Here is a 20,600-nt window from a genome sequence, read left to right on the forward strand (position 1 = left end):
GGCCCCACCGACACCAGCGACGCCGCCGGGCGCGCTACTCGCTCCGCAGTGCCGTCGCGGTCCGGGTCCGGGCCGCCAACCCGGCCGGCAGCAGCGCTCCGAGCAGTGCTGTCAGCGGCCCGCCCAGCGCCAGCGCCGCCAGGAGGACCGGCCCGTACACGTCGAGCAGGCGCTCCGGCAGGTGCAGTCCGCCGCTGGCGGCCATCGCCGGGACGACGAGCCGTTGCATCGCCACACCCGCCGGTACGCCGAGCAGCCCGCCGACCAGACCGACGGCGGCGACCGAGGCGACCACCATCGCGATCGTCTGGCCCGGCGTCATGCCGAGCGCCTTGTGCACACCGAGATCGTGCACCCGGTCGCGCAGGTCGAGGACGAGCATGTTGAGCACACCCAGCGCGGCCACCGCGAGCAGCAGCAGGGTCAGCGTGGCGGTCAGCCCCTCCACGACCAGCAGGAGCGGGTCGGTCTCCGCGCCGCTCGGCCGCGCGGTGAGGCCCCGGCCGGCGAGTGCGCCGGTCAGCGCCTGCGCGTAGGTGCCGGCGTCGGTGTCCGGGGCGAGCGCGATCCGGTACTCGGACGGGTTCCGGCCGGTGGGCGTGGCGGTACCGGTGAACACCGCCATGGCGGACTCGAACACCTCGCCGACGATGCGCAGGCGTACCGGCTCGCCCTCGATCCGGACCGTCACGGTGTCACCGATCCGGGTTCCGGTCGCGGTCAGCAGGGGTCCGCCGACGACGGCCTCGCCGGGAGCGGTGAACCAGCGTCCGGACACCATCTCGAAGCCGTCCCACGCCGCGTCGCCGGTGATCGTCGTGACGGAGACCGGGTCGGCGACGCCCGCGACGGCGCCCGGCGCCTGCGTGAGGCCGTACCTGGCGCGGGTGCCCGGCTGGGCGTCGATCGCCGCCAGCACCGCGGCCGGATCGGCGGTGGGAGCGGCGGCCGGTCCGGCGTCCGGGTCGCCGTTCACCGTGACGTCAGCGACGTCCTGGGTGAGCGCGGTCTGGATGCGCAGCAGCGACGCGGCGAGCCCGGTCGCGAACGTCACGGCCGCCGCGCCCGTCGCGACCGCCAGCAGGATCGCGACAGTGCGTGCCGGCCGGGCGAACGGGCGGGCCAGGCCGAGGCCCACCGGCCTGGCCACCGGCAGCCGCGCCGCCAGGCGCGACGCCCACCGGCCCCGCGCCGGACCGGACGCCCGTCCGACCGCGATGGCGTCCACGGTACGGAGCCGGCCCGCCCTCAGCGCGGCCGTCCACGCGGTCAGCGTCACCACCGCCAGCACCCCGCCGGTGGCCAGGACCGTCACCCACCAGGCGATGGTGGTGTTCGCCGAGCCGTAGACCTGCTCGGTCTCGGCCAGTACGGGCAGCGCGATCAGGTTCCCGGTGACCGTTCCGGCGGCCGCACCCACGGCGGCCGGGACCAGCGTCTGCGCGACGAAGGCGCGGACGATGCCCGCGGGGGTGCAGCCGAGCGCCTTGAGGATGCCGATCCGGCGGGTGGCGGCGCCGACCGTCCCGGCGACCACGGTGCCGACCACCAGCAGCGCCATCACGATGCCGAGCAGCGCGAACGCGACGAGGAACGGCACGAAGACGGCCGCGTCCTCGACTGCCTGCTGCCGCACGTCGAGCCAGGATCGGGCGCCGGTGACCGCGCCGGCGGGCAGCGCCGCGACCACGGCGTCCCGTCCGGTGCCGACCTCGGTCGCCGTGCGCGCGTCCGCGAACCGGTAGAGCATCTGGTACCCGTCCGCCGTGTCCGGCCCGTCGAGTACGCCGACGGCCGACGGCAGCACCCAGGCGCCGGCGGTGTCGCTGATCGACCGGGCCGTACCGACCACCGTGAACTCGGCGCCGCTCGGCGTGGTCAGGCGGGAGCCGGGCGGCAGGCGGACGGCGCCGCCGCTGAGCACGATCTCGTCCGGCCCGGCCGGCCACCGCCCGCCGGCCAGCTCGATCCGGTCGACGGGACCGCCGGGATCGGTGCGGGCGACGACTGTCAGCGGCGGCGTCCGCATCCCGCCGCCCTCCGTGAAGGCGACCACGAGCACCCGGTACGGACCGGCGGCGGCCACCACGCCCGGCGCCGAGGCCGACGCGGCGAGCTGCGGTTCCGTCACCGCACCGGAGTCCGCCCGCACGGTCAGGTGCGCTCCCCGCTGGGTGGTGAACGCGTCGTCGAAGGGTGCCTGCGACGCGACGAGCAGCCCGGCGCCGAGCACCGTGGCGGTCACGGCGGCGGCGGTGACCAGGCCGACGACTATTGTCTGCACGCGGCGGCGCCGTACGCCGGACCGGACGACCCGGCGCAGCCCGCTCACCGTCGCACCTCGACCCGGCCGTCGCGCAGGCGGATCGTCCGGCCGGCGGACGCCTCGGCCAGCCGCAGGTCGTGGGTGACGAGCACGATGGTCTGGCCGCTGCGGTGAAGGTCGTCGAGCAGGCGCCGGACGTCCTCACCGGAGGCGGTGTCCAGCGCGCCGGTCGGCTCGTCGGCCAGCAGGAGCGCGGGCCGGTTGACCAGGGCGCGGGCGACGGCGACGCGCTGGCGCTCACCCCCGGAGAGACGTCCCGGGTACGCGTGCGCGTGCCGGGCGATGCCGAGCGAGTCCAGCAGGGAGGCCGCGTGTTCACGCGACGCGCGGGCCGGTGCGCCGGCGAGTTGGGCGGGCAGCAGGACGTTGTCCAGCACGGTCAGGTCGTCGAGCAGGTTGAAGAACTGGAAGACCAGGCCCACGTGTGCGCGCCGGAACCGGGCCGACGCGGCCTCGCCGAGCTTCTCCAGCCGGGTGCCCGCGACGGTCACCGTGCCGACGTCCGGCCGGTCGAGCGCGGCGAGCAGGTTGAGCAGTGTGGACTTCCCGCTGCCGGAGGGGCCGAGTACCGCCACGCACTCGCCGGGCCGGACGGTCAGCGACACGTCGTGCAGCGCGGGCGGCCCCTCGCCGTAGCGGCGGGTCACCCCGCGTACGTCGATCACCGGATCGGTCATGTGTCGCCCCTTGCGGTCAGGCCGTCGACTGGACGCCGTGACGTTAGGGGCGGATCCGGAGGCCGGGCATCGGTCCCGCGACGCATCGCCGTACCGCCGGAGGTGGATCTTCGCCCGGGGTCATCCCTGCGATGTAGTCGCACTGCACACCGGGGCCGATGCCCCGGCCGGGCACCGGCGGCGAGAATGGACGCGTGAGAGGCATCGTGGCGACCGGGCCGCTGCCGAGGCCGGGCTGGCGGGCGCTGCTGCTCGACGCGGCGCTGGCGGGTGTGCTCGGGCTGGTGTGCTTCCAGGCCGCCACCGACGACGTCGGCGTCCCGCCCCCGCCGTTGCCGCCGCCGCTGCCGCTGCCCCCGTTGGCGGTCCCGCCGGAGGCGCAGCCGGCACAGCCCGGGTCGACGCTCGGGGCGCTGCTGCTGGTCTTCGTCATGTGCGCGCCGCTGGTGCTGCGCCGCCGGTATCCGCTCGCGGTGCTCTGGGCGACCATGGGCGCCGCGTCACTGGTGCTGGTGACCGACGGGGACCGGCAACCGGCCCTGTACCCGTGCGTGGTGCTGACCTGCCTCGTCGCCGTCTACAGCGCGGCGGCGCACAGCCCGTACCGGCTGCCGGCGCTGGCATCGGTCCCGGCGGTGGCGCTGCTCGCCCTGGGCCTGCGGGAGCTGATGCCGGTCACGGTGCCCGCGGCCAACCTGCCGTTCGTCGTGCTGGCCCCGCTGGTGGCCGCCGCGGGCGGCCATCACGTGTGGCGGCGACGAGCAGGTGAGGACCGGCGGCGGCTCACCGCCGAGGCCCGCGCCCACGAGCAGGCGCTGCGCGACGCGGTCGCCGGTGAACGGGCCCGCATCGCCCGGGAACTGCACGACGTCGTGACGCACCACGTCAGCGTGATGGTCATCCAGGCCGGCGCCGCCCGGACGGTGCTCGCCGCCGCTCCGGATCAGGCGCGGGAGGCGCTGCTCGCCGTCGAGTCGACCGGCCGGTCCGCGCTCACCGAGCTGCGGCACGTCATGGGCCTGCTGGCGGATTCCGAACCGGACGACCCGGAGGACCCGCAGCCCGGGATCGAGGGCCTGCCCGAGCTGATCGAACGCGTGCGTGACGCCGGCGTGCCGGTACGGCTGACCATCTCCGGCGAGCGCCGGCCGGTCACCTCCGGTGTCGGGCTGACCGCCTACCGGGTGGTGCAGGAGGCGTTGACGAACATGGTCCGGCACGCACCCGGCGCCGCGGGCACCGTCGTCGTCGAGTACGCGCCGGAGAGCCTGCGGATCGAGGTCGGCAACACCGAGCCCGGCGTCCCGGCCGCCATAGTGGGCTCGGGCGGGCGCGGCCTGATCGGGTTGCGGGAGCGCCTCGCCGTCTACGGTGGGACGTTGCGCGCCGGCGCCCGGCCGGGCGCCGGCTACCACGTCGAGGCGCTGATCCCGTGGGAGGCGACATGACGGTACGTGTGGTGGTCGCCGACGACCAGGCACTGGTCCGTACCGGATTCCGCATGATCCTCACGGCCGGTGGGGTGGACGTGGTGGCCGAGGCGGCGACGGGCGCGGAGGCGGTGGACGCGGTCCGCCGCACCAGGCCCGACGTGGTGCTCATGGACGTGCGCATGCCCGAGCTCGACGGTCTCGAGGCCACCCGCCGCATCCTCACCGGGGCCGTCGCGGCGCCCCGGATCATCATCCTCACCACGTTCGACCTGGACCAGTACGTCTACGCCGCGCTCGCCGCCGGGGCGAGCGGCTTCCTGCTCAAGGACGTGACGCCGGAACACCTGGTCGCGGCCGTACGCATGGTGCAGGACGGTGACGCACTGCTCGCACCGGCCATCACCCGCCGGCTGGTGCGGCGCTTCGCCCGCCGCGACCCGGAGACGGCGGCGGTGCACCGCGACCTGGCCACGCTGACCCGTCGCGAGACGGAGGTCCTGCGCCTGCTGGCCGGCGGCCTGAGCAACGCCGAACTCGCGGAGGCGCTGCACCTGTCCGAGGCGACGGTGAAGACCCACGTCGCCCGCATCCTCGCCAAGCTCCGCCTGCGCGACCGGGTCCAGGCGGTGGTGGTCGCCTACGAGACGGGCCTCGTGAGTCCCGGTTCGCCGGAGGACTGACCGGTCCGGCGACGGCCGTCACGTGCTCAGGTGATCAGCAGCGCACCGACGACGATCAGCGGCACCGAGACGAACAGGAAGATGCCGACGCCGGTGAGCACCCGCCCGCCGCCGCCGTCCTCCCGCTCGGGCGCCAGCCCGAACGCCGACCGGGCCGGCAGCATGCCGATGCGGCTCAGCGTGAGGTCGCCGGTCATCCCGATCACGGCGCCGACGATCATGAACGCCACGCCCAGCCGGTGCGTGAAGTCGCCGCCGCCGACCGCCACCCAGATGCCGACCGCCGCCGCGATCACCACGGCGGCGATCAGGAAGAGCACCAGCGCCTCCCGCAGACCCCGCACCACAGTCGCCATGTGCGCCTCCCTCGGACCCGGGCCGTCCGTCCCGCGTCGTGGGACATTGTGCCGGGTCGATGCACTGCGGCGCAGTCCCCCGCCCCTCCGGTCCGGCACGGTTATCCCCGGTCGAGCCCGGGTACCGGGAGCCGCATGGCGGAGTTGGGATCGCTCTGGATCGTCCGGCACGGCGAGAGCACGGCGAACGTGGCGGCCACGGCGGCCGAGACGTCCGGCGCCGAGCTGATCGACCTCACCCACCGGGACGCGGACGTCCCGCTGTCGCCGACCGGCGAGGAGCAGGCGCGGGCGACCGCCCGCTGGCTGGCCGGGCTGCCGGAGCCGAGGCGGCCGGACGTGGCGGTGGTGTCGCCGTACCTGCGGGCGGTGCGCACGGCCGAGCTGGCGCTCGGCGGCACCGGGATCCCGGCGAGCGTCGACGAGCGGCTGCGCGACCGGGAGCTGGGCGTCCTCGACGGGCTCACCGGCCACGGCGTGACCCGGCGCTACCCGGAGGAGGCGCAGCGGCGTACCCGGCTCGGCAAGTTCTACTACCGCCCGCCCGGCGGCGAGTCCTGGACCGACGTGGCGCTGCGGCTGCGGGCGCTGCTCGGCGACCTGCGCCGCGACCAAGAGGGGGGCCGGGTGCTGCTGTTCGGCCACGACGCGCTGGTCTTCCTGCTGCGCTACCTGGTGGAGGGGCTCACCGAGGCGGAGCTGATGGCGCTGACCCGCGAGCACGTGATCGCCAACTGCTCGGTCACCGCCTGGCACGCCGACGACGCCGGCCGGCTCGTGCCGGAGGTGTTCAACGACGTCGCCCACCTGCACCGGCAGGGAGCGAAGCCCACCAGGGAGGACGAGGTCAATGCCGAGCCGGTCTGACGTGATCACCCCCGCGCTGCTGCGGGACTGGGCGCTGCCGGTGCCCACCGGCGGCAAGGAGGCGCGCGGCACCGTGCTGGTGGTCGGCGGCTCCCGGTTCACCCCCGGCGCGGTGCTGCTGGCCGGGGTGGCAGCGCTGCGGGCCGGCGCCGGAGTGCTCCAGCTCGCCGCGGCCGAGTCGACTGCGGCGTCGCTGAGCATCCAGGTGCCCGAGGCGCTCGTGATCGGCCTGCCGGAGACCGGCGACGGCGCGGTCCGCGGCGACCCGGGCGACCTGCTCCGCGGCCTGGTCACGGAGGCCGACGTGGTGGCGGTCGGACCCGGCCTGACGGACATCGAGGCCACCGGGGAGCTGCTGCGCCTGGTCCTGGACGCGGCCGGCCGGGAGACCGCGCTGGTGCTCGACGCGTACGCGCTCGGCGCGCTCAGCCACGCGCCGGAGCTGCTGGCCGGGTCCGGCCGCAAGGCGGTGCTCACCCCCAACCTGACCGAGGCGCGGCACCTGCTGGGCCGCGATCCGGGCGACGACCTGGACGCCGAGGCGGTGGAACTGGCCGGCCGGTACGACGCGGTCGTCTCGCTGTACGGGCACATCGCGACGCCGGACGGCCGGGCCTGGCGGGAGGAGAGCGGGGACGCCGGGCTGGGCACCTCGGGCAGCGGCGACGTGCGGGCCGGGCTGCTCGCGGGTCTGCTCTCCCGGGGCGCCGACCCGGCGCAGGCGGCCTGCTGGGCGGCGTTCGCGCACGCGGTGAGCGGGCAGCGGCTGGTCCCCCGGTACGGGCGGATCGGCTTCCTCGCCCGGGAACTGCTCGACGAGATCCCCTACACGATCGCCACCGTCTGACGATCCACTTCACCGGGCTTGCGGCACGTGTAACACGCCGGGAGGCGGTGGCGCTGGTCCGGGCGAGGCCGGTACTTCGCCGTGCCTCCGCCCGGACCGCAGCCCGCTCAGGGGTGCGGTCCACCCGCACGAACCCCTGGGAGTCTGTGTGAACAACCTCCGTCGCAAGACACTCGCCGCGGCGTCGGCAGTGACGCTCGGCGCCGGGCTCGCCCTCGTCGGCGCCACGGCACCGGCCGCGGCCGTCGGACCGGAAACCTCTTACATCGTGCTCGCCCCGCAGGGCAACAGCACCGCCAAGGCCGCCGCCCGCGTGGCGGCCGCCGACGGCACCGTGGTGGCCGCGTACGACAAGATCGGTGTGCTCGTCGTGCGCTCGTCCGCCCCGGACTTCGCCACCCGGGTGGCGGGCGCCGGCGTCGAGTCGGTCGCCTCCACCGCCGGCCTGGGCACCGCCCTGGACGAGGGCGAGACGGTCGAGGTGCCGGCCGCCGCCGTCGCCGCGGCCACCGGCGACCCGACCGCCGAGCCGCTCTACAACCTGCAGTGGGACATGCCCCAGATCCGCGTCCCGCAGGCGCACGCCGTGACCGGCGGCAGCCCGTCGGTCGTGGTGGGTGTGCTGGACAGCGGCATCTCCAGCAGCCACCCGGACCTGGCGACCCAGATCGCCAAGGACAAGAGCGCCTCCTGTGTGGGCGGCGTCCCGAACACCGCCGAGACCGCGTGGAACCCCACCACCAGCGACCACGGCACCCACGTGGCCGGCACCATCGCCGCCGCCGTCAACGGCGTCGGTGTCACCGGTGTCGCGCCGGGCGTGAAGGTCGCCGCCGTCAAGGTGGTGAACGACGACGGCTACATCTTCCCGGAGGCGGCCGTCTGCGGGTTCATGTGGGCCGCCGAGCACGGCATGCAGCTGACCAACAACAGCTACTACATCGACCCGTGGGAGCTGAACTGCCGCAACGACGCGCGTCAGCGCCCGGTGTGGAAGGCCGTGCAGCGGGCCCTGCGCTACTCGCAGTCCCAGGGCGTGCTGCACGTCGCGTCGGCAGGTAACTCGAACTACGACCTGGCCCACAAGATCACCGACACCGGCAGCCCGAACAACGGCACGCCGGAGGAGCGCGAGAACCTCACCAACGCCTGCCTCGACCTGCCGGCCGAGGCGCCGGGCGTGGTGACCGTCGCGGCCGTCGGCCCGACCGGGGAGAAGAGCTACTACTCCTCGTACGGCCAGGGCGTGATCGACGTGACCGCGCCGGGCGGCGACACCCGGTTCCGGACCCAGGGCGCCCGCTCGACGTCCGCCGACGGCATCCTGTCCACCACCTTCAACACCGCCACCCGCACCAACGGGTGGGGCTACAAGCAGGGCACCTCGATGTCCAGCCCGCACGCCACCGGCGTCGCGGCGCTGGCGCTGTCCGCGCACCCGGGCATGACCCCGGGCCAGCTGTCCTCGTTCCTGGAGCGCACGGCGGTCGCGAAGTCCTGCCCGTCGGGCGTCTACAACCCGGTTCCGCTGATCCCGGCGGGCCCGAACGCGTACGACGCGACCTGCTCCGGCGGGAACCGCAACGGGTTCTACGGCGCCGGCGTCGTGGACGCGTACAACGCGGTGAAGTAACCGGTATCCGCGTGGACCGGGCCCGGCGATCACGCTGGGCCCGGTCTGTTTGTCCTGGTGGGGCGCCGGGTAGGGGGGCACCGTCAGCCGACCTAGGAGGTAACCGGTGTCCACCGACGCGATCGTCCTGCTCAAGGAGGACCACAAGGAGATCCGCCGCCTGTTCAAGGCCTTCCAGGAGGCCGAGGAGGGACCGGCGAGCAAGCGCGGGAAGATCGTCGGGCAGATCCTCGAAGCCCTCACGGTGCACACCTACCTCGAGAACGAGGTGATGTACCCGGAGGTCCGCGAGCTGGTGCCCGACGTCGAGGACGACGTCCTGGAGTCGTACGAGGAGCACCACGTCGCGGACGTGCTCTGCTTCGAGCTGTTCACGATGGACGCCGGCGACGAGCGGTACAACGCCAAGACGACGGTGCTGATCGAGAACGTGCTGCACCACATCGAGGAGGAGGAGCAGGAGTGGTTCCCGAAGGTCCGCGAGGCGCTCGGCCGTAACCAGCTCCAGGAGATCGGCCAGCGGATGCTCGACCTGCGCCCCAAGGCGCCGAAGACGCCGACCGCCCCGAAGGCGCTGAAGAAGTCCCTCGATGCCGTGGTCGCCTGAGACCGGCACCGCGACGCGAGCGGGACCGCCCCTCCCTCGGGGCGGTCCCGTTCGCGTCGCGGGGTTCAGTCGCCGGGACGGGCGGCCCAACCTCGCAGGTCCCGGCCGGGCCGGTAGGATCGGCACGGGCCGTGACTGGCGCGTGGAGATGGAGCACCATCGGGGAGCGGCCTCGTCATGAGGACGCATGCCGAGCGCCTGGGCCTTCCGCACGTCACCTGGAGGTCGCATGTCGCGCAACGCCGAGTCCACCGCCTTCCGCAGCGCGCTGGAGGTCGTCCGCGGCGTCGAGCCGCGCGTGGCCGACGCCATCGCCGCGGAACTGGCCGACCAGCGCGAGTCGCTCAAGCTCATCGCCAGCGAGAACTACGCGTCCCCGGCGACGCTGCTGGCGATGGGCAACTGGTTCAGCGACAAGTACGCCGAGGGCACGGTCGGGCGCCGGTTCTACGCCGGCTGCCAGAACGTCGACACCGTCGAGGCGCTCGCCGCCGAGCACGCCCGGGAGCTGTTCGGCGCGTCCCACGCGTACGTGCAGCCGCACTCGGGCATCGACGCCAACCTGGTCGCGTTCTGGGCGATCCTGGCCGACCGGGTCGAGTCCCCCGCGCTGCGCAAGGCGCAGGCGCGGCAGGTGAACGACCTGACCGAGGCGGACTGGTTCGCGCTGCGCCGTGAGCTGGGCAACCAGCGGATGCTGGGCATGTCGCTTGACGCCGGCGGGCACCTCACCCACGGTTTCCGGCCGAACATCTCCGGCAAGATGTTCGACCAGCGCAGCTACGGCACCGACCCGGCCACCGGCCTGATCGACTACGACCGGGTGGCCGAGGCGGCCCGCGAGTTCAAGCCGCTGATCCTGGTCGCCGGTTACTCCGCGTACCCGCGGAAGGTCAACTTCCGGATCATGCGGGAGATCGCCGACTCGGTCGGCGCCACCTTCATGGTCGACATGGCCCACTTCGCCGGGCTGGTCGCCGGCAAGGTCTTCACCGGCGACTTCGACCCGGTGCCGCACGCGCACATCGTCACCACCACCACGCACAAGTCGCTGCGCGGCCCGCGCGGCGGCATGGTGCTCTGCGGCCCGGAGCTGGCCGACCAGGTCGACCGGGGCTGCCCGATGGTGCTCGGCGGGCCGCTGCCGCACGTGATGGCCGCCAAGGCGGTCGCGCTGGCCGAGGCGCGCCGCCCCGACTTCGCCGACTACGCCCAGCGGATCGTGGACAACGCGCAGGCGCTCGCCGACGGGCTGCTGCGCCGGGGCGCGACGCTGGTCACCGGCGGCACCGACAACCACCTGGTGCTCATCGACGTGTCCGGGTACGGCCTGACCGGCCGGCAGGCCGAGCAGGCGCTGCTGGACTCGGGCATCGTCACCAACCGCAACTCGGTGCCGCAGGACCCGAACGGCGCGTGGTACACCTCCGGCATCCGCATCGGCACCCCGGCGCTCACCACCCGCGGCCTCGGCGCAGCCGAGATGGACGCCACCGCCGAGCTGATCCACACCGTGCTCAGCCAGACCACGCCCGGCACCGGCCCGGACGGCGCCCCGTCGAAGGCGAAGTACGTGCTGGACCCGGCCGTCGCCGAGTCCGTCGGCAAGCAGGCCGCCGACCTGCTCACGCCGTTCCCGCTCTACCCCGCCGTGGACCTGACCTGACCTGATATGACGGCGGCGCCCCGGGAGAACGAGTCTCCCGGGGCGCCGGTGTGAACGGGGTCAGCGCAGCGGGCGCTTCAGGTGGTAGCGGTGGACCTCGGTGCTGCCCTGCACGTTGTTCACGTCCTCGGCGGCGGAGACCAGTTCCCAGCCCTCCCGGCCGACCCGGTTGAGGTGCGCGATCGCGGTGTCGCCGTACGCGGTCACGTCGGTGCGTGACCCGTCCGGGCCGTACCACACGAACGAGACGTGGAAATTGCGACCCTGACCCTGATACCGACGAACGAGCAACGCGTACTCCCAGGCAACCATTCGTCCATTATCAACAGACGAAACGGCGTCAGGAAACACGCACGGTGCCGGAACCCTGACACTCCGGTATCGCACCACCGGCCATGGTGTCCGTGACCAGCGCGGCCAGCCGGTCCAGGCCCACATCGATCGACTCCGGTGTGACGGCGCTCACCGACAGCCGCAGCGCGTTGACCGGTGTGCCCGCGTCGTAGAAGTGCGCCATCGGCGTCCAGAGCACGCCGTACTCGCGCGCCGAACGGTGCAGCAGCGCGTCGTCGACGGCGAACGGCACGCTCACCACCACGAAGAACCCGCCCGCCGGCACCGTCCAGGTGACCGGCCCGCCGGCCGGGAAGCGCCGGGCCAGGCCGTCGGCGAGGTGGCGCAGGTTACGGGCGTACGCGGCCCGCTCCCTGGTGTTCGCGGCCACCAGCGAGCAGTCGTGCGCCAGCAGCGCGCCGCCGATCACCGCCTGGCTGATCGGCGACGTGTTCACCGTGACCATGCTCTTGATCTTCGCGAGGTGGTCGGCGAACGGAACCACGGTGCCGTCCGCCTCCCCCACCCGCTGATCGGCGACCACGTAGCCGACCCGGGCGCCTGGCAGGACGGTCTTGGCGAACGAGCCGAGGTAGACCACCCGGCGCGCGGTGTCAAGCGCCTTGAGGGTGGGCCGCCGCTCGGTGCCGTCGGCGGGGAACAGGCCGTACGGGTTGTCCTCGATCAGCAGCAGGTCCTCCTCGGCGGCCAGTTCCAGCAGCCGCCGCCGCTGCGCGGTGTCCATGCTGACGCCGGACGGGTTGGCGAAGTCGGGCATCACGTAGCAGCCCCGGGGCCGCAGCCCCTCGGCGCGGGCCCGGCGCACCCCGGCGCGCAGGTCGGCCAGGTCGACGCCGTCCGGTCCGCCGGCCACCGGGCGCACCGGCAGGTCGACCAGGCGGGCCGCGCCGGTGAGCCCGACGTACGTGGGCGCGACAGCGAACAGCACGTCGGCCGGGCCGGTCCGCAGCGCGCGCAGCACCAGGAACATCGCCTCCTGGCAGCCGACCGTCACCACCATCGACTCCGGGTCGACGGTGAGCCCCTCGTCCACGGCGAGGTGCCGGGCGATCAGGTGGTGCACGATCCCCTTGGTGCGCCCGTACTGCAACAGGGTCCGGTCCACGCCGGCCCGGTCCAGCCCGACGTCCTCGGCCAGATACCGGCGGAAGCGGTCCAGGTGCGTGTGCAGCACCGCGGAGTCGAAGAACTCCTCGTACGGCCGCCCGGCCGCCAGCGACACCGCGTCCGGGTAGTGCTGCGCCACCTCGTTGAGGAAGTTCATCGAGTTCAGCGCCGGGTCGCCGACGCTGCCGTGCAGCGCCGAGACGGCCAGGTCGACGGGTTCCACGTCAGCCTCCGATCCGGGTACGCAGCCGCCGGGCCGAGGCCGGGTCGGGGCAGCCGCTGAGGATGAGGGCGTCACGCAGTTCCGCCGCGAGCAGCGCCAGTGCCGCCTCGGCGCCGGCCCGGCCGCCCGCCGCGAGCGCCCAGAGCAGCGGCCGGCCCACCAGCACGCCGTCCGCGCCGAGCGCCAGCGCGCGCAGCACGTCGACACCGCCGCGGACGCCGCTGTCCAGCAGCACCACGCACCGCTCGTCGACCGCCTCGACCACCTCAGGCAGCACGGCCGCGCTGGCCGGGGCGGCGTCGAGCTGCCGTCCGCCGTGGTTGGAGACCACCACGGCGTCGACGCCGGCGTCCGCCGCGCGGACCGCGTCGCGCGGGTCCAGGATGCCCTTGACGAGCAACGGCACCCGGGTACGCTCCCGCAACCACTCCAGGTCCGCCCAGCTCAGCGCCGGGGCGAACACCGCGCCGGTGTGCACCGCCACCGCCGAGACGCCGGGGGTGCCCTGGTGCGCCAGGTCGTCCCGGCCGCCGGGCAGGTTCGCGGCGGTGACGTGCGGCGGCAGCGCGAACCCGTTGCGGGCGTCGCGCAGGCGCCGCCCGAGCACCGGCACGTCCACAGTCACCATCACCGCTGCGCAGCCGGCCGCCTCCGCCCGGTCGAGCAGGTCGGCCACCAGCGCCCGGTCGCGCAGCCAGTAGAGCTGGAACCACACCGTCGCGCCGGTCGCCGCGATCTCCTCGATCGGCGTGCTGGACAGCGTGCTCGCCACGTACGGCACGCCCGCCGCCCGGGCCGCCGCCGCGAGCGCCGGCTCGCCGTCGGGGTGCAGCAGCCGCTGGTACGCCATCGGCGCGACAGCCACCGGCAACGCGGCCCGGCCGCCGGGCAGCGCCGCCTCGGTGGACGGGTCGTCCACCCCGGCCAGCATCCGGGGCAGCACCGCCACCCGGTCCAGCGCGGCCCGGTTCGCGGCCAGGGCGGTCTCGGTGCCGCTGCCGCCGTCGACGAAGTCCCACACGTCGGCCGGCAGGACCGCCCGGGCGAGCGCGGCGAACTCGGCCAGGCTGGCCGGCGGCACGAACCCGTCCGCCGGGTCAGCCATGGTCGGCACCCGTCGCCGCCCGGGCGTGCGCCGGGTCGAGCCCGAAGGCGCGGCGCAGGAAGGCGGCGGCACGTTCCTGGGCCTGCCGTCCGGCGTCGAACACGCCGGGCATGGCGAAGAACCCGTGCACCATGCCCGGGTAGTCGTCCGTCTCGGTGGGCACGCCGGACTCGCGCAGCCGCTCGGCGTACCGCAGGCCCTCGTCGCGCAGCGGATCGTGCCCGGCGGTGACCACGAACGCCGGCGGCAGGCCGGACAGGTCCTCGGCGAGCAGCGGCGACGCGAGCGGGTGGGCGGCGTCGCCGGGGTCGGTGAGGTAGTGGCCGCGGTACCAGCCGACCGAGTGCCTGTTGAACAGCATCGGGTCCTCGTCGTCGCCCGGCCGGTGCCCGGGCCGCTGGTCGGTGTTCGGGTAGACGAGCAGCTGGGCGGCGAGCCGGGGACCGCCGTCGGCGCGGGCCAGCAGCGTGACCGCGGCGGCCAGGTTCCCGCCCGCGCTGTCCCCGCCCACCGCCAGCCGGTCGGCGTCGACGCGGAACTCGGCGGCGTGCGCGGCGAGGTGCCGCAACGCGGCGTGGCAGTCCTCCACCGCCGCCGGGAACGGATGCTCCGGGGCGAGCCGGTAGCCGACGGTCACGGTCTGGACGGCGGCCAGGTTGACCAGCCGCCGGCAGATCCCGTCGGCCGTGTCGACGCTGCCGAGCGTCCAGCCGCCACCGAAGTAGTAGACGAGCGTGGGCAGCGGACCGTCGCCGTCCGGCCGGTGGATCCGCACCGGCAGCGGCCCGGCCGGGCCGGGCACCGTCGTGTCGCGTACCTCGGCGACCGGCTCGACCGCGCCGGACCCGGCGCGGATCGCGGCGAGGTCGGCGGCGCGGGCCTGCGCGAGGGTCTGGGTGTAGAGCGGCGCGGTGCCGGCGGCGGCGCGCGCGGCCCGCCACGCGACCACCTGCGGATCGAGTGTCATCCGGCCTCCCCGGTGGTGACGAAGAGTTTGTCGATTCCACGCAGGAACAGGCTCCCGCTGTACGTGTAGGGCTGGGTGACGGCGAGCCGGGGAAAGCGCGCGAACAGGCGCGGCAGCGCCAGGCGGCCCTCCAGCCGGGACACCGCCGAGCCGAGGCAGAAGTGCAGCCCGACGCCGAAGGCCAGCGACGGCGGGCCGGCGCGGCGCGGGTCGAAGCGGTCCGGGTCGGGGAACCTCGCCGGGTCACGGTTGGCGGCGGCGATCAGCAGCAGCACGTTGTCGTCGCGGCTGACCGGCACGCCGCCGAGGTCGGCGCCGGCGGGCGCGGATCGGGCCAGGAAGTGCACCGGGCTCTCCATCCGCAGCACCTCCTCGACGCAGCCGCGTGCCAGTTCGTCGTCGCCTGGTAGCGCGGCGGTGACGTCCGGGTGGTCCAGCAGCAGCGGCAGGCCGTTGCTGAACATGTAGACGGTGGTGACGAAGCTGGCGTTGAACAGCACGATCAGGTTGCTGATCAACTCCTCCTCGGTGAGGTCCACGCCGCCCGCGTCGAGCACCTCGACCAGCCCGCTGATCAGGTCGTGACCGGGCGTGCGGCGGCGGTGGGCGATCAGGTCCCGGTAGTAGACGCGCAGCTCCTCGGCGGCCTGGTTGGCCCGGGCCAGCCGCTCCGGCGTCTTGCCGGAGACGTCCATGTACTCGTCGATCCAGTCGACCCGCTGCCGGTACCAGGTCAGGTCGGCCGCGGGCAGGCCGATGAACTCGGCCATCACCAGCGCCGGGACCGGGTACGCGAAGTCGGCCACGAAGTCCACCTCGTGCCCGTCCGCGCCCGCCTCGGCCAGGTGGTCCAGGCGTTCGGCGACGATCCGCTCGATCACCGGTTCCAGCGCGCCGAGGCGGCGCGGGGTGAACGTCCTGGCGAACACCGCGCGCATCCGGGTGTGGTCCGGCGGGTTGACGAACATCATCGAGGTGAGGAACGTGCGCAGGATCTCCTGCTCCTCCCAGCCGGGCGGGAAGCCCTTGTACCAGCCGGGATCGCGCAGGATCTGGTCCACCACGTCGTATCCGCCGGCGACCGCGCTCACGGTGCTGTGCTCGGCCCGGGCCGGTACGGCGTTTATCGGCCCGTGCTCGTGCAGGGCCGCGTAGAAGGGATAGGGGTTCTGCCGGCCCTGTTCGCTGTACAGGCCGGTCAGGATCTCGCTGACGTCCACTGTCTCTTCCTCCCCAGGAAAACGGTGGCGGGGGCGGCGTCGTGTCGACCGCCGCCCCCGCCCGGTGTCACAGTCCGAGCAACTTCAGTGGTACGGCGTTCGCCATGACCGCGGCGCCCGTGTCGTTCGGGTGGATGTGGTCACCCGAGTCGTACGCCGGCAGCAGCCGGCTCGGCTGGGCCGGATCCCGCATCACCGCGTCGAAGTCGACGATGCCGTCGAACTCGGCCCGGCCGGGCCCGCGCAGCCAGGTGTTCACCGCCTGGCGGGTGGCGTCCTTCTCCGGGGTCCACACGCCCGGCCCGCCGTTGCCCTCGTACGGCATGAGCGTGCCGGCGATGCTGGTCAGGCCCCGCGCCTGGACCTGCCGGTTGAGCTGGCGCAGCGCGGCGATGATCGCCTCGGGGCTGTCGCCGTTCATCCAGATGTCGTTGATGCCCAGGTGGGTGATGACGGTCCGCACCCCGGTCTGCGGGAACACGTCCTCGTTGAGCCGGGCCAGCGCGTTCGGGCCCAGCTCGTAGTAGCCGGGGAAGTTGTCCGCGCCGGGCTCGGGGCCCTCGTGGTTGAGCCGGTTGCCGGCCAGGCTGAGGTTGAGCACACCCGGCGTACGCGGCTCCGGGCGGGCGTCGATCAGCCGCTTGGCCAGCAGGTCGGACCAGCGCTGATCGGCGTTGACGGTGCTGCCGTTGCCGTCGCTGATGGAGTCACCCAGCACCACCACCGAGCCGGGCGTGGCCTTGCGTTCCACGTCGATGCCGGACAGGAACATCCAGCAGCAGTTGGGCCGGATGGTGAAGCCGGTGCCCTCGGCCGCCGAGGTGAGGTCGGTGGCGCCGATGAAGTTGGTGACCCGGGACTGGCCGTGGAACGTGACCGGCCCGGTGAGCACCGGGAAGTACAGGGTGACGACCAGGTCCTCCTGCTCGGCCACCGGGAAGGCCACCGGGTCGCTGAGCAGTTCGGCGCCCTTGTTGATGGTCGCCGAGCCGGCGCCGGAGAACGTCAGCTGGCGGACGCTCGACCCGACGATGTCGGACAGGTCGTCGGGGGTGGCGGTGTTCGGCCGGGCGATGGTGGCGCGGCCGACCTGGACGGCCTGCTCGCCGTACAGGTTGGTCAGCCGCACCCGCAGGCGCGGGCCGCCCACCGAGGTCTGCACTGTCATCCGGATGCTCTGGTTGTTCAGGCCGGTGTTGGTCAGGCCCACTGTGTTCCCGCGGGTCACCGCGGCGGCCCAGGTTCCGGCCCACTCGGCGCGCCCGTGCCCGGCGCGGTCGTTCCCGGTCGGGCCGGCGCTCGCCGTGACCGCCGGGGTGGCGGCGATCAGCAGCGTGACGGCGGAAGCTATGACGTGCCATCTCTTCGGGGTCGGCATCGATCCTCCATGGTCGGCAGCCCCGGGCGTGACGCGGTCGGCGGCACCGGCCCGGGCGATGGACCGGAAACTAGCTTCCGGCTGTGACGAGCGTCAATCAACCTGATCGACATGATCAAATGCCCGCGGGACGGGACGCAGCGACGATCGGCTCTGTCCGCCGTGGACCGTGGCTGCCTAGGCTCGGGGCTGGCGGCGGTGCGGTCGCCGACCCTGGCACCTGCCGTCCTGTCCCGGCCCTGACCTGGCCGGACGCCGCTCGCGGACCATGATGGGGGCTGCCCGATGACCGACCGGCCGAACTATGTGCACGAGGCGCTGGAGCTGTTCGCCGGGTTCGGCGACCGGGAGGCGCTCGTCGGCGGCGGACGCCGCCTCACCTACCCCCAGGTCGCCGCGCAGGTGCGCGGCCTGGCCGCCGCGTTGCACCACCACGGGGTACGCCCGGGCGCCGCGGTGCTGGTGATGCTCGGCAACACGGTCGAGGGGCCGCTGCTGCAACTGGCCCTGCACCTGCTCGGCTGCCGGAGCATGTGGGTCGCGCCGGTGACCTCGCGGCGGGAGGTCGACGAGTTCGTCGCGCTGTCCGCGCCGGAGGCGTTCGTCCACGACCCGCGCGACGCGCAGGCGGTGGAGATCGCGGCGGGCCTGTCCGGCGTACCGGTGCTCTGCCTCGGTCCCGGCGGCGCCGGACCGGACCTGACCGCCCAGGCCGCCGGACCGGCGGTCCATCTGCCCGCCGCGGTGCCCGCGCCGGAGTCGTTCCTGCAGACCAGCGGCACCACCGGCACGCCGAAGCTGGTGCACCACCGGGAGAGCTTCTACCGGCAGGTGCTCGCGCTGGCCGCCGACTTCCGGGGCGCCGGGTTCCCGCTGCTGCGGCACCTGTCGCACTCCCCGATGTGGCTCGCGAGCGGCCAGATCACCACGTTGTTCAACCTGTTCACCGGCGGCGTGCTGTTCCTGCGCGAGCAGTGGGACCCGGCCGCGTTCATCGCCACCGTGGACGCCGAGCGGCTCACCTCCACGTTCGTCACCCCGCCGATGCTCTACGAGGTGCTCGACCATCCCGACCTGCCGGGCGCCGACTTCTCCGCCATGTTCATGTTCAACGTGGGCGCCGGGCCCGCCGCGCCGGCCCGGCTACGCCAGGCCATCGCCCGCTTCGGCCCGTGCCTGCGCATCGTGTACGGGCTCAGCGAGGCGGTCGTCATCTGCGCGCTGCCCGGACTCACCGAGGACCCGGAGCATCCGGAGCGACTGCGGTCCTGCGGCCGCCCGTACGGCGACGTGACGGTGGAGATCCGCGACGCGGACGGGCGGGTGCTGCCGGCCGGTTCCGACGGCGAGGTGTGGGTGCGCACCAAGCTGAGCTTCGCCGGCTACCACGGCCGGCCGGAGCTGACCGCCGAGACGCTCGTCGACGGCTGGGTGCGCACCCGCGACATCGGGCACCTCGACGCCGACGGCTACCTCTACCTGGTCGACCGGTTACAGGACCGCATCCTCACCCGGCAGCGCAGCTGGCCGATCTACTCCCGCCCGATCGAGGACGTGCTCGCCGGCCACCCCGAGGTACGCGCCGCCGCTGTCATCGGCGTACCGGACCCGGTGGCCGGGGAGCTGCCGCACGCGTACGTGGTGCCCGCCCCGGACGCGTCGGTGACCGGCGAGGAGCTGATCGCGCTCGTGGTCCGGGAACTGAGCGAGACGTGGGCGCCCGGCGCCGTCGAGTTCGTCGACGCGCTGCCGCTGAACCGGTCCGCGAAGGTGGACAAGCGCGCGTTGCGGGCCCGGTACGCGGCGGCCCACCCGGCCGGCGCCGACCCGATCGGCAGTCCGGCGTGAACCCGCGCCGGGAGTTGTACACCCTGGTCGGCGCCGACCTGCTGTCCAACCTCGGCACGCGGATCTCGGTGGTCGCCATCCCCTGGCTGGTGCTGGAGACCACCGGCAGTCCCACCAAGATGGGACTCGTCGCGGCGGCGGAGACGCTTCCGTACATGCTCTCCAGCGCGCTCGCGACGCCGTGGGCGGACCGGTTCGGGGTACGCCGTACCTCGGTGTTCGTGGACGCGGCGAGCGCCGTCGCGATGGCCGTGGTGGCGCTGGCGCCCTGGCTCGGCTTCGGCACGCTGCTGGTGCTGGTGGCGATCGCCGGCGGGCTGCGCGGCATCGGCGACCGGGTCAAGCACGTGCTGTTCAAACCGGCGGCCGAGCGGGCCGGGGTGCCGCTGATCCGGCTCACCAGCGCCTACGACGGCCTCGCCCGGGGCATGACGCTGTTCGGCGCGGTACTCGGCGGACTGCTCATCGACTGGGTCGGGCTGACCCGCGCCATCTGGATCGACGCGGCCACGTTCGCGGTCTGCGCGCTGCTGATCGGCGTGCTGGTCCGGCCACCCGCACCGGCGCAACCGGCGCCCCGGGAGCCCTACCTGCGGGCGCTGCGCGGCGGCTTCGCGTACCTGCGCACCGACCGGACGCTGATGATCATGCTGATCGTGGTCTCGGTGTCGAACATGTTCGCCAACGCCAGCGTCGCGGTCTGGATCCCGCTCTGGGTCAACCAGGTGCTCGGCGACCCGGCCGGGTTCGGTCTGCTGCTGGGCGTCTTCTCGGCCGGCGCACTGCTGGGCAACCTGCTGTTCACGATGTTCGGCACCCGGCTGCCGGCCGGGACGACGTTCGCGCTCGGGCTGACGCTCAGCGGCGCACCCCGGCTGCTCGCGCTGGCGCTCAGCGACGACCTGGTCGTGGTGCTCGTGGTGACCTTCCTGTCCGGCATCGGCATCGCGGCGGTCAACCCGCTGCTCGGCGCCGCCCTCTACCAGCGGGTGCCGGGCGAGCTGCAGACCCGGGTGCTGGGCATCTCCGGATCGGTGGCGTTCCTCGGCCTGCCCGTCGGCGCGCTGCTCGGCGGCTGGTCGGTGGCGCTGCTCGACCTGACCCCGGCGCTGCTGGTGATGTCTGTGGTCTGCCTGGTGCTGACCGTCGGACCGCTGCTGCTGAACCGGGCGTCCCGGCGCCCGGCCGCGGAACCGGCCACGCCCACCCCGGTCTGAGCCCGCCGGCCCGGTCCCGAGCCTGCGGGTCCGCTCTGAGCCTGCGGGTCCGGTCTGAGCCTGCCGGTCCGGGCCGCGGTGTCGGGGGG

Annotated in this window: 18 protein-coding genes and 1 riboswitch; of the genes, 9 read left to right on the top strand and 9 right to left on the bottom strand. The window is 74.0% G+C overall.

The genetic code is table 11. The features are described 5' to 3' along the window. Positions 1-34: 34 nt before the first annotated feature. Both OC439_RS00945 and OC439_RS00950 read right to left on the bottom strand, forming a co-directional pair. Entirely contained in the window at positions 35-2,332 is a 2,298-nt protein-coding gene (locus tag OC439_RS00945) for an FtsX-like permease family protein (protein WP_262011715.1), read from the bottom strand. After that, positions 2,329-3,003 carry an ABC transporter ATP-binding protein gene (locus tag OC439_RS00950; RefSeq protein WP_262011716.1) on the bottom strand — a complete coding sequence of 225 codons (675 nt, stop codon included), beginning with the start codon at positions 3,001-3,003 and terminating at the stop codon, positions 2,329-2,331. Before OC439_RS00950 ends, OC439_RS00945 begins: the two co-directional genes overlap by 4 nt. A gap of 194 nt (positions 3,004-3,197) precedes the next feature. Here OC439_RS00950 and OC439_RS00955 point away from each other — a divergent pair, with 194 nt between their 5' ends. Together OC439_RS00955 and OC439_RS00960 are read left to right on the top strand one after the other, a co-directional pair. Continuing rightward, positions 3,198-4,451: a sensor histidine kinase gene (locus OC439_RS00955; protein ID WP_262011717.1), complete on the top strand. Its 1,254-nt coding sequence runs from the start codon at positions 3,198-3,200 to the stop codon at positions 4,449-4,451. Next, positions 4,448-5,116 (top strand): response regulator, encoded by a 669-nt coding sequence (locus OC439_RS00960; protein WP_262011718.1) that lies wholly within the window; start codon positions 4,448-4,450, stop codon positions 5,114-5,116. Before OC439_RS00955 ends, OC439_RS00960 begins: the two co-directional genes overlap by 4 nt. A 26-nt stretch (positions 5,117-5,142) precedes the next feature. Here OC439_RS00960 and OC439_RS00965 read toward each other — a convergent pair whose 3' ends face one another. Beyond that, positions 5,143-5,472, bottom strand: coding sequence for a hypothetical protein (locus OC439_RS00965; RefSeq protein ID WP_262011719.1), 330 nt, complete (start codon positions 5,470-5,472; stop codon positions 5,143-5,145). A 135-nt stretch (positions 5,473-5,607) separates the two neighbouring features. On the opposite strand from OC439_RS00965, the gene OC439_RS00970 reads away from it, so the two are divergent. The 5 genes from OC439_RS00970 to OC439_RS00990 all read left to right on the top strand — a co-directional run bounded on the left by OC439_RS00970 (position 5,608) and on the right by OC439_RS00990 (position 11,092). Further along, on the top strand, positions 5,608-6,339 hold the full coding sequence (locus OC439_RS00970; protein WP_262011720.1) for a histidine phosphatase family protein: 732 nt from the start codon (positions 5,608-5,610) through the stop codon (positions 6,337-6,339). Further along, entirely contained in the window at positions 6,323-7,186 is an 864-nt protein-coding gene (locus OC439_RS00975) for an NAD(P)H-hydrate dehydratase (RefSeq protein WP_262011721.1), read from the top strand. Before OC439_RS00970 ends, OC439_RS00975 begins: the two co-directional genes overlap by 17 nt. Before the next feature lie 148 nt (positions 7,187-7,334). Further along, positions 7,335-8,819, top strand: coding sequence for a S8 family peptidase (locus OC439_RS00980; RefSeq protein ID WP_262011722.1), 1,485 nt, complete (start codon positions 7,335-7,337; stop codon positions 8,817-8,819). 106 nt (positions 8,820-8,925) lie between these two features. Beyond that, positions 8,926-9,426: a hemerythrin domain-containing protein gene (locus tag OC439_RS00985; protein WP_262011723.1), complete on the top strand. Its 501-nt coding sequence runs from the start codon at positions 8,926-8,928 to the stop codon at positions 9,424-9,426. A gap of 121 nt (positions 9,427-9,547) precedes the next feature. After that, positions 9,548-9,637, top strand: a riboswitch (ZMP/ZTP riboswitch). An 18-nt stretch (positions 9,638-9,655) separates the two neighbouring features. Next, entirely contained in the window at positions 9,656-11,092 is a 1,437-nt protein-coding gene (locus OC439_RS00990) for a glycine hydroxymethyltransferase (RefSeq protein WP_262011724.1), read from the top strand. A 60-nt stretch (positions 11,093-11,152) separates the two neighbouring features. Here OC439_RS00990 and OC439_RS00995 read toward each other — a convergent pair whose 3' ends face one another. The 6 genes from OC439_RS00995 to OC439_RS01020 all read right to left on the bottom strand — a co-directional run bounded on the left by OC439_RS00995 (position 11,153) and on the right by OC439_RS01020 (position 17,446). Then, the gene (locus tag OC439_RS00995) at positions 11,153-11,404 is read right to left on the bottom strand and encodes a hypothetical protein (protein WP_013286617.1); all 252 of its coding nucleotides are present in this window, start codon (positions 11,402-11,404) and stop codon (positions 11,153-11,155) included. 28 nt (positions 11,405-11,432) lie between these two features. Beyond that, positions 11,433-12,776, bottom strand: coding sequence for a PLP-dependent aminotransferase family protein (locus tag OC439_RS01000; RefSeq protein ID WP_262011725.1), 1,344 nt, complete (start codon positions 12,774-12,776; stop codon positions 11,433-11,435). Between the two features lies 1 nt (position 12,777). Further along, a complete protein-coding gene (locus tag OC439_RS01005; protein ID WP_262011726.1) occupies positions 12,778-13,881 on the bottom strand; it encodes an alpha-hydroxy acid oxidase in 1,104 nt (367 codons plus the stop codon). Further along, complete coding sequence (locus OC439_RS01010; RefSeq protein WP_262011727.1) at positions 13,874-14,848, bottom strand: alpha/beta hydrolase; 975 nt, start codon at positions 14,846-14,848, stop codon at positions 13,874-13,876. Before OC439_RS01010 ends, OC439_RS01005 begins: the two co-directional genes overlap by 8 nt. Beyond that, on the bottom strand, positions 14,845-16,068 hold the full coding sequence (locus OC439_RS01015; RefSeq protein WP_262011728.1) for a cytochrome P450: 1,224 nt from the start codon (positions 16,066-16,068) through the stop codon (positions 14,845-14,847). Before OC439_RS01015 ends, OC439_RS01010 begins: the two co-directional genes overlap by 4 nt. A gap of 67 nt (positions 16,069-16,135) precedes the next feature. Then, entirely contained in the window at positions 16,136-17,446 is a 1,311-nt protein-coding gene (locus OC439_RS01020) for an SGNH/GDSL hydrolase family protein (RefSeq protein ID WP_402806737.1), read from the bottom strand. Between the two features lie 285 nt (positions 17,447-17,731). Here OC439_RS01020 and OC439_RS01025 point away from each other — a divergent pair, with 285 nt between their 5' ends. Both OC439_RS01025 and OC439_RS01030 read left to right on the top strand, forming a co-directional pair. Then, positions 17,732-19,294, top strand: coding sequence for an AMP-binding protein (locus OC439_RS01025; protein WP_262011729.1), 1,563 nt, complete (start codon positions 17,732-17,734; stop codon positions 19,292-19,294). Further along, complete coding sequence (locus tag OC439_RS01030) at positions 19,291-20,511, top strand: MFS transporter (RefSeq protein WP_194799265.1); 1,221 nt, start codon at positions 19,291-19,293, stop codon at positions 20,509-20,511. Before OC439_RS01025 ends, OC439_RS01030 begins: the two co-directional genes overlap by 4 nt. The last annotated feature ends 89 nt before the right edge of the window (positions 20,512-20,600 follow it).

The sequence above is a fragment of the Micromonospora sp. Mcm103 genome (assembly GCF_024519755.1).
Taxonomy (GTDB): Bacteria; Actinomycetota; Actinomycetes; order Mycobacteriales; family Micromonosporaceae; genus Micromonospora; species Micromonospora aurantiaca.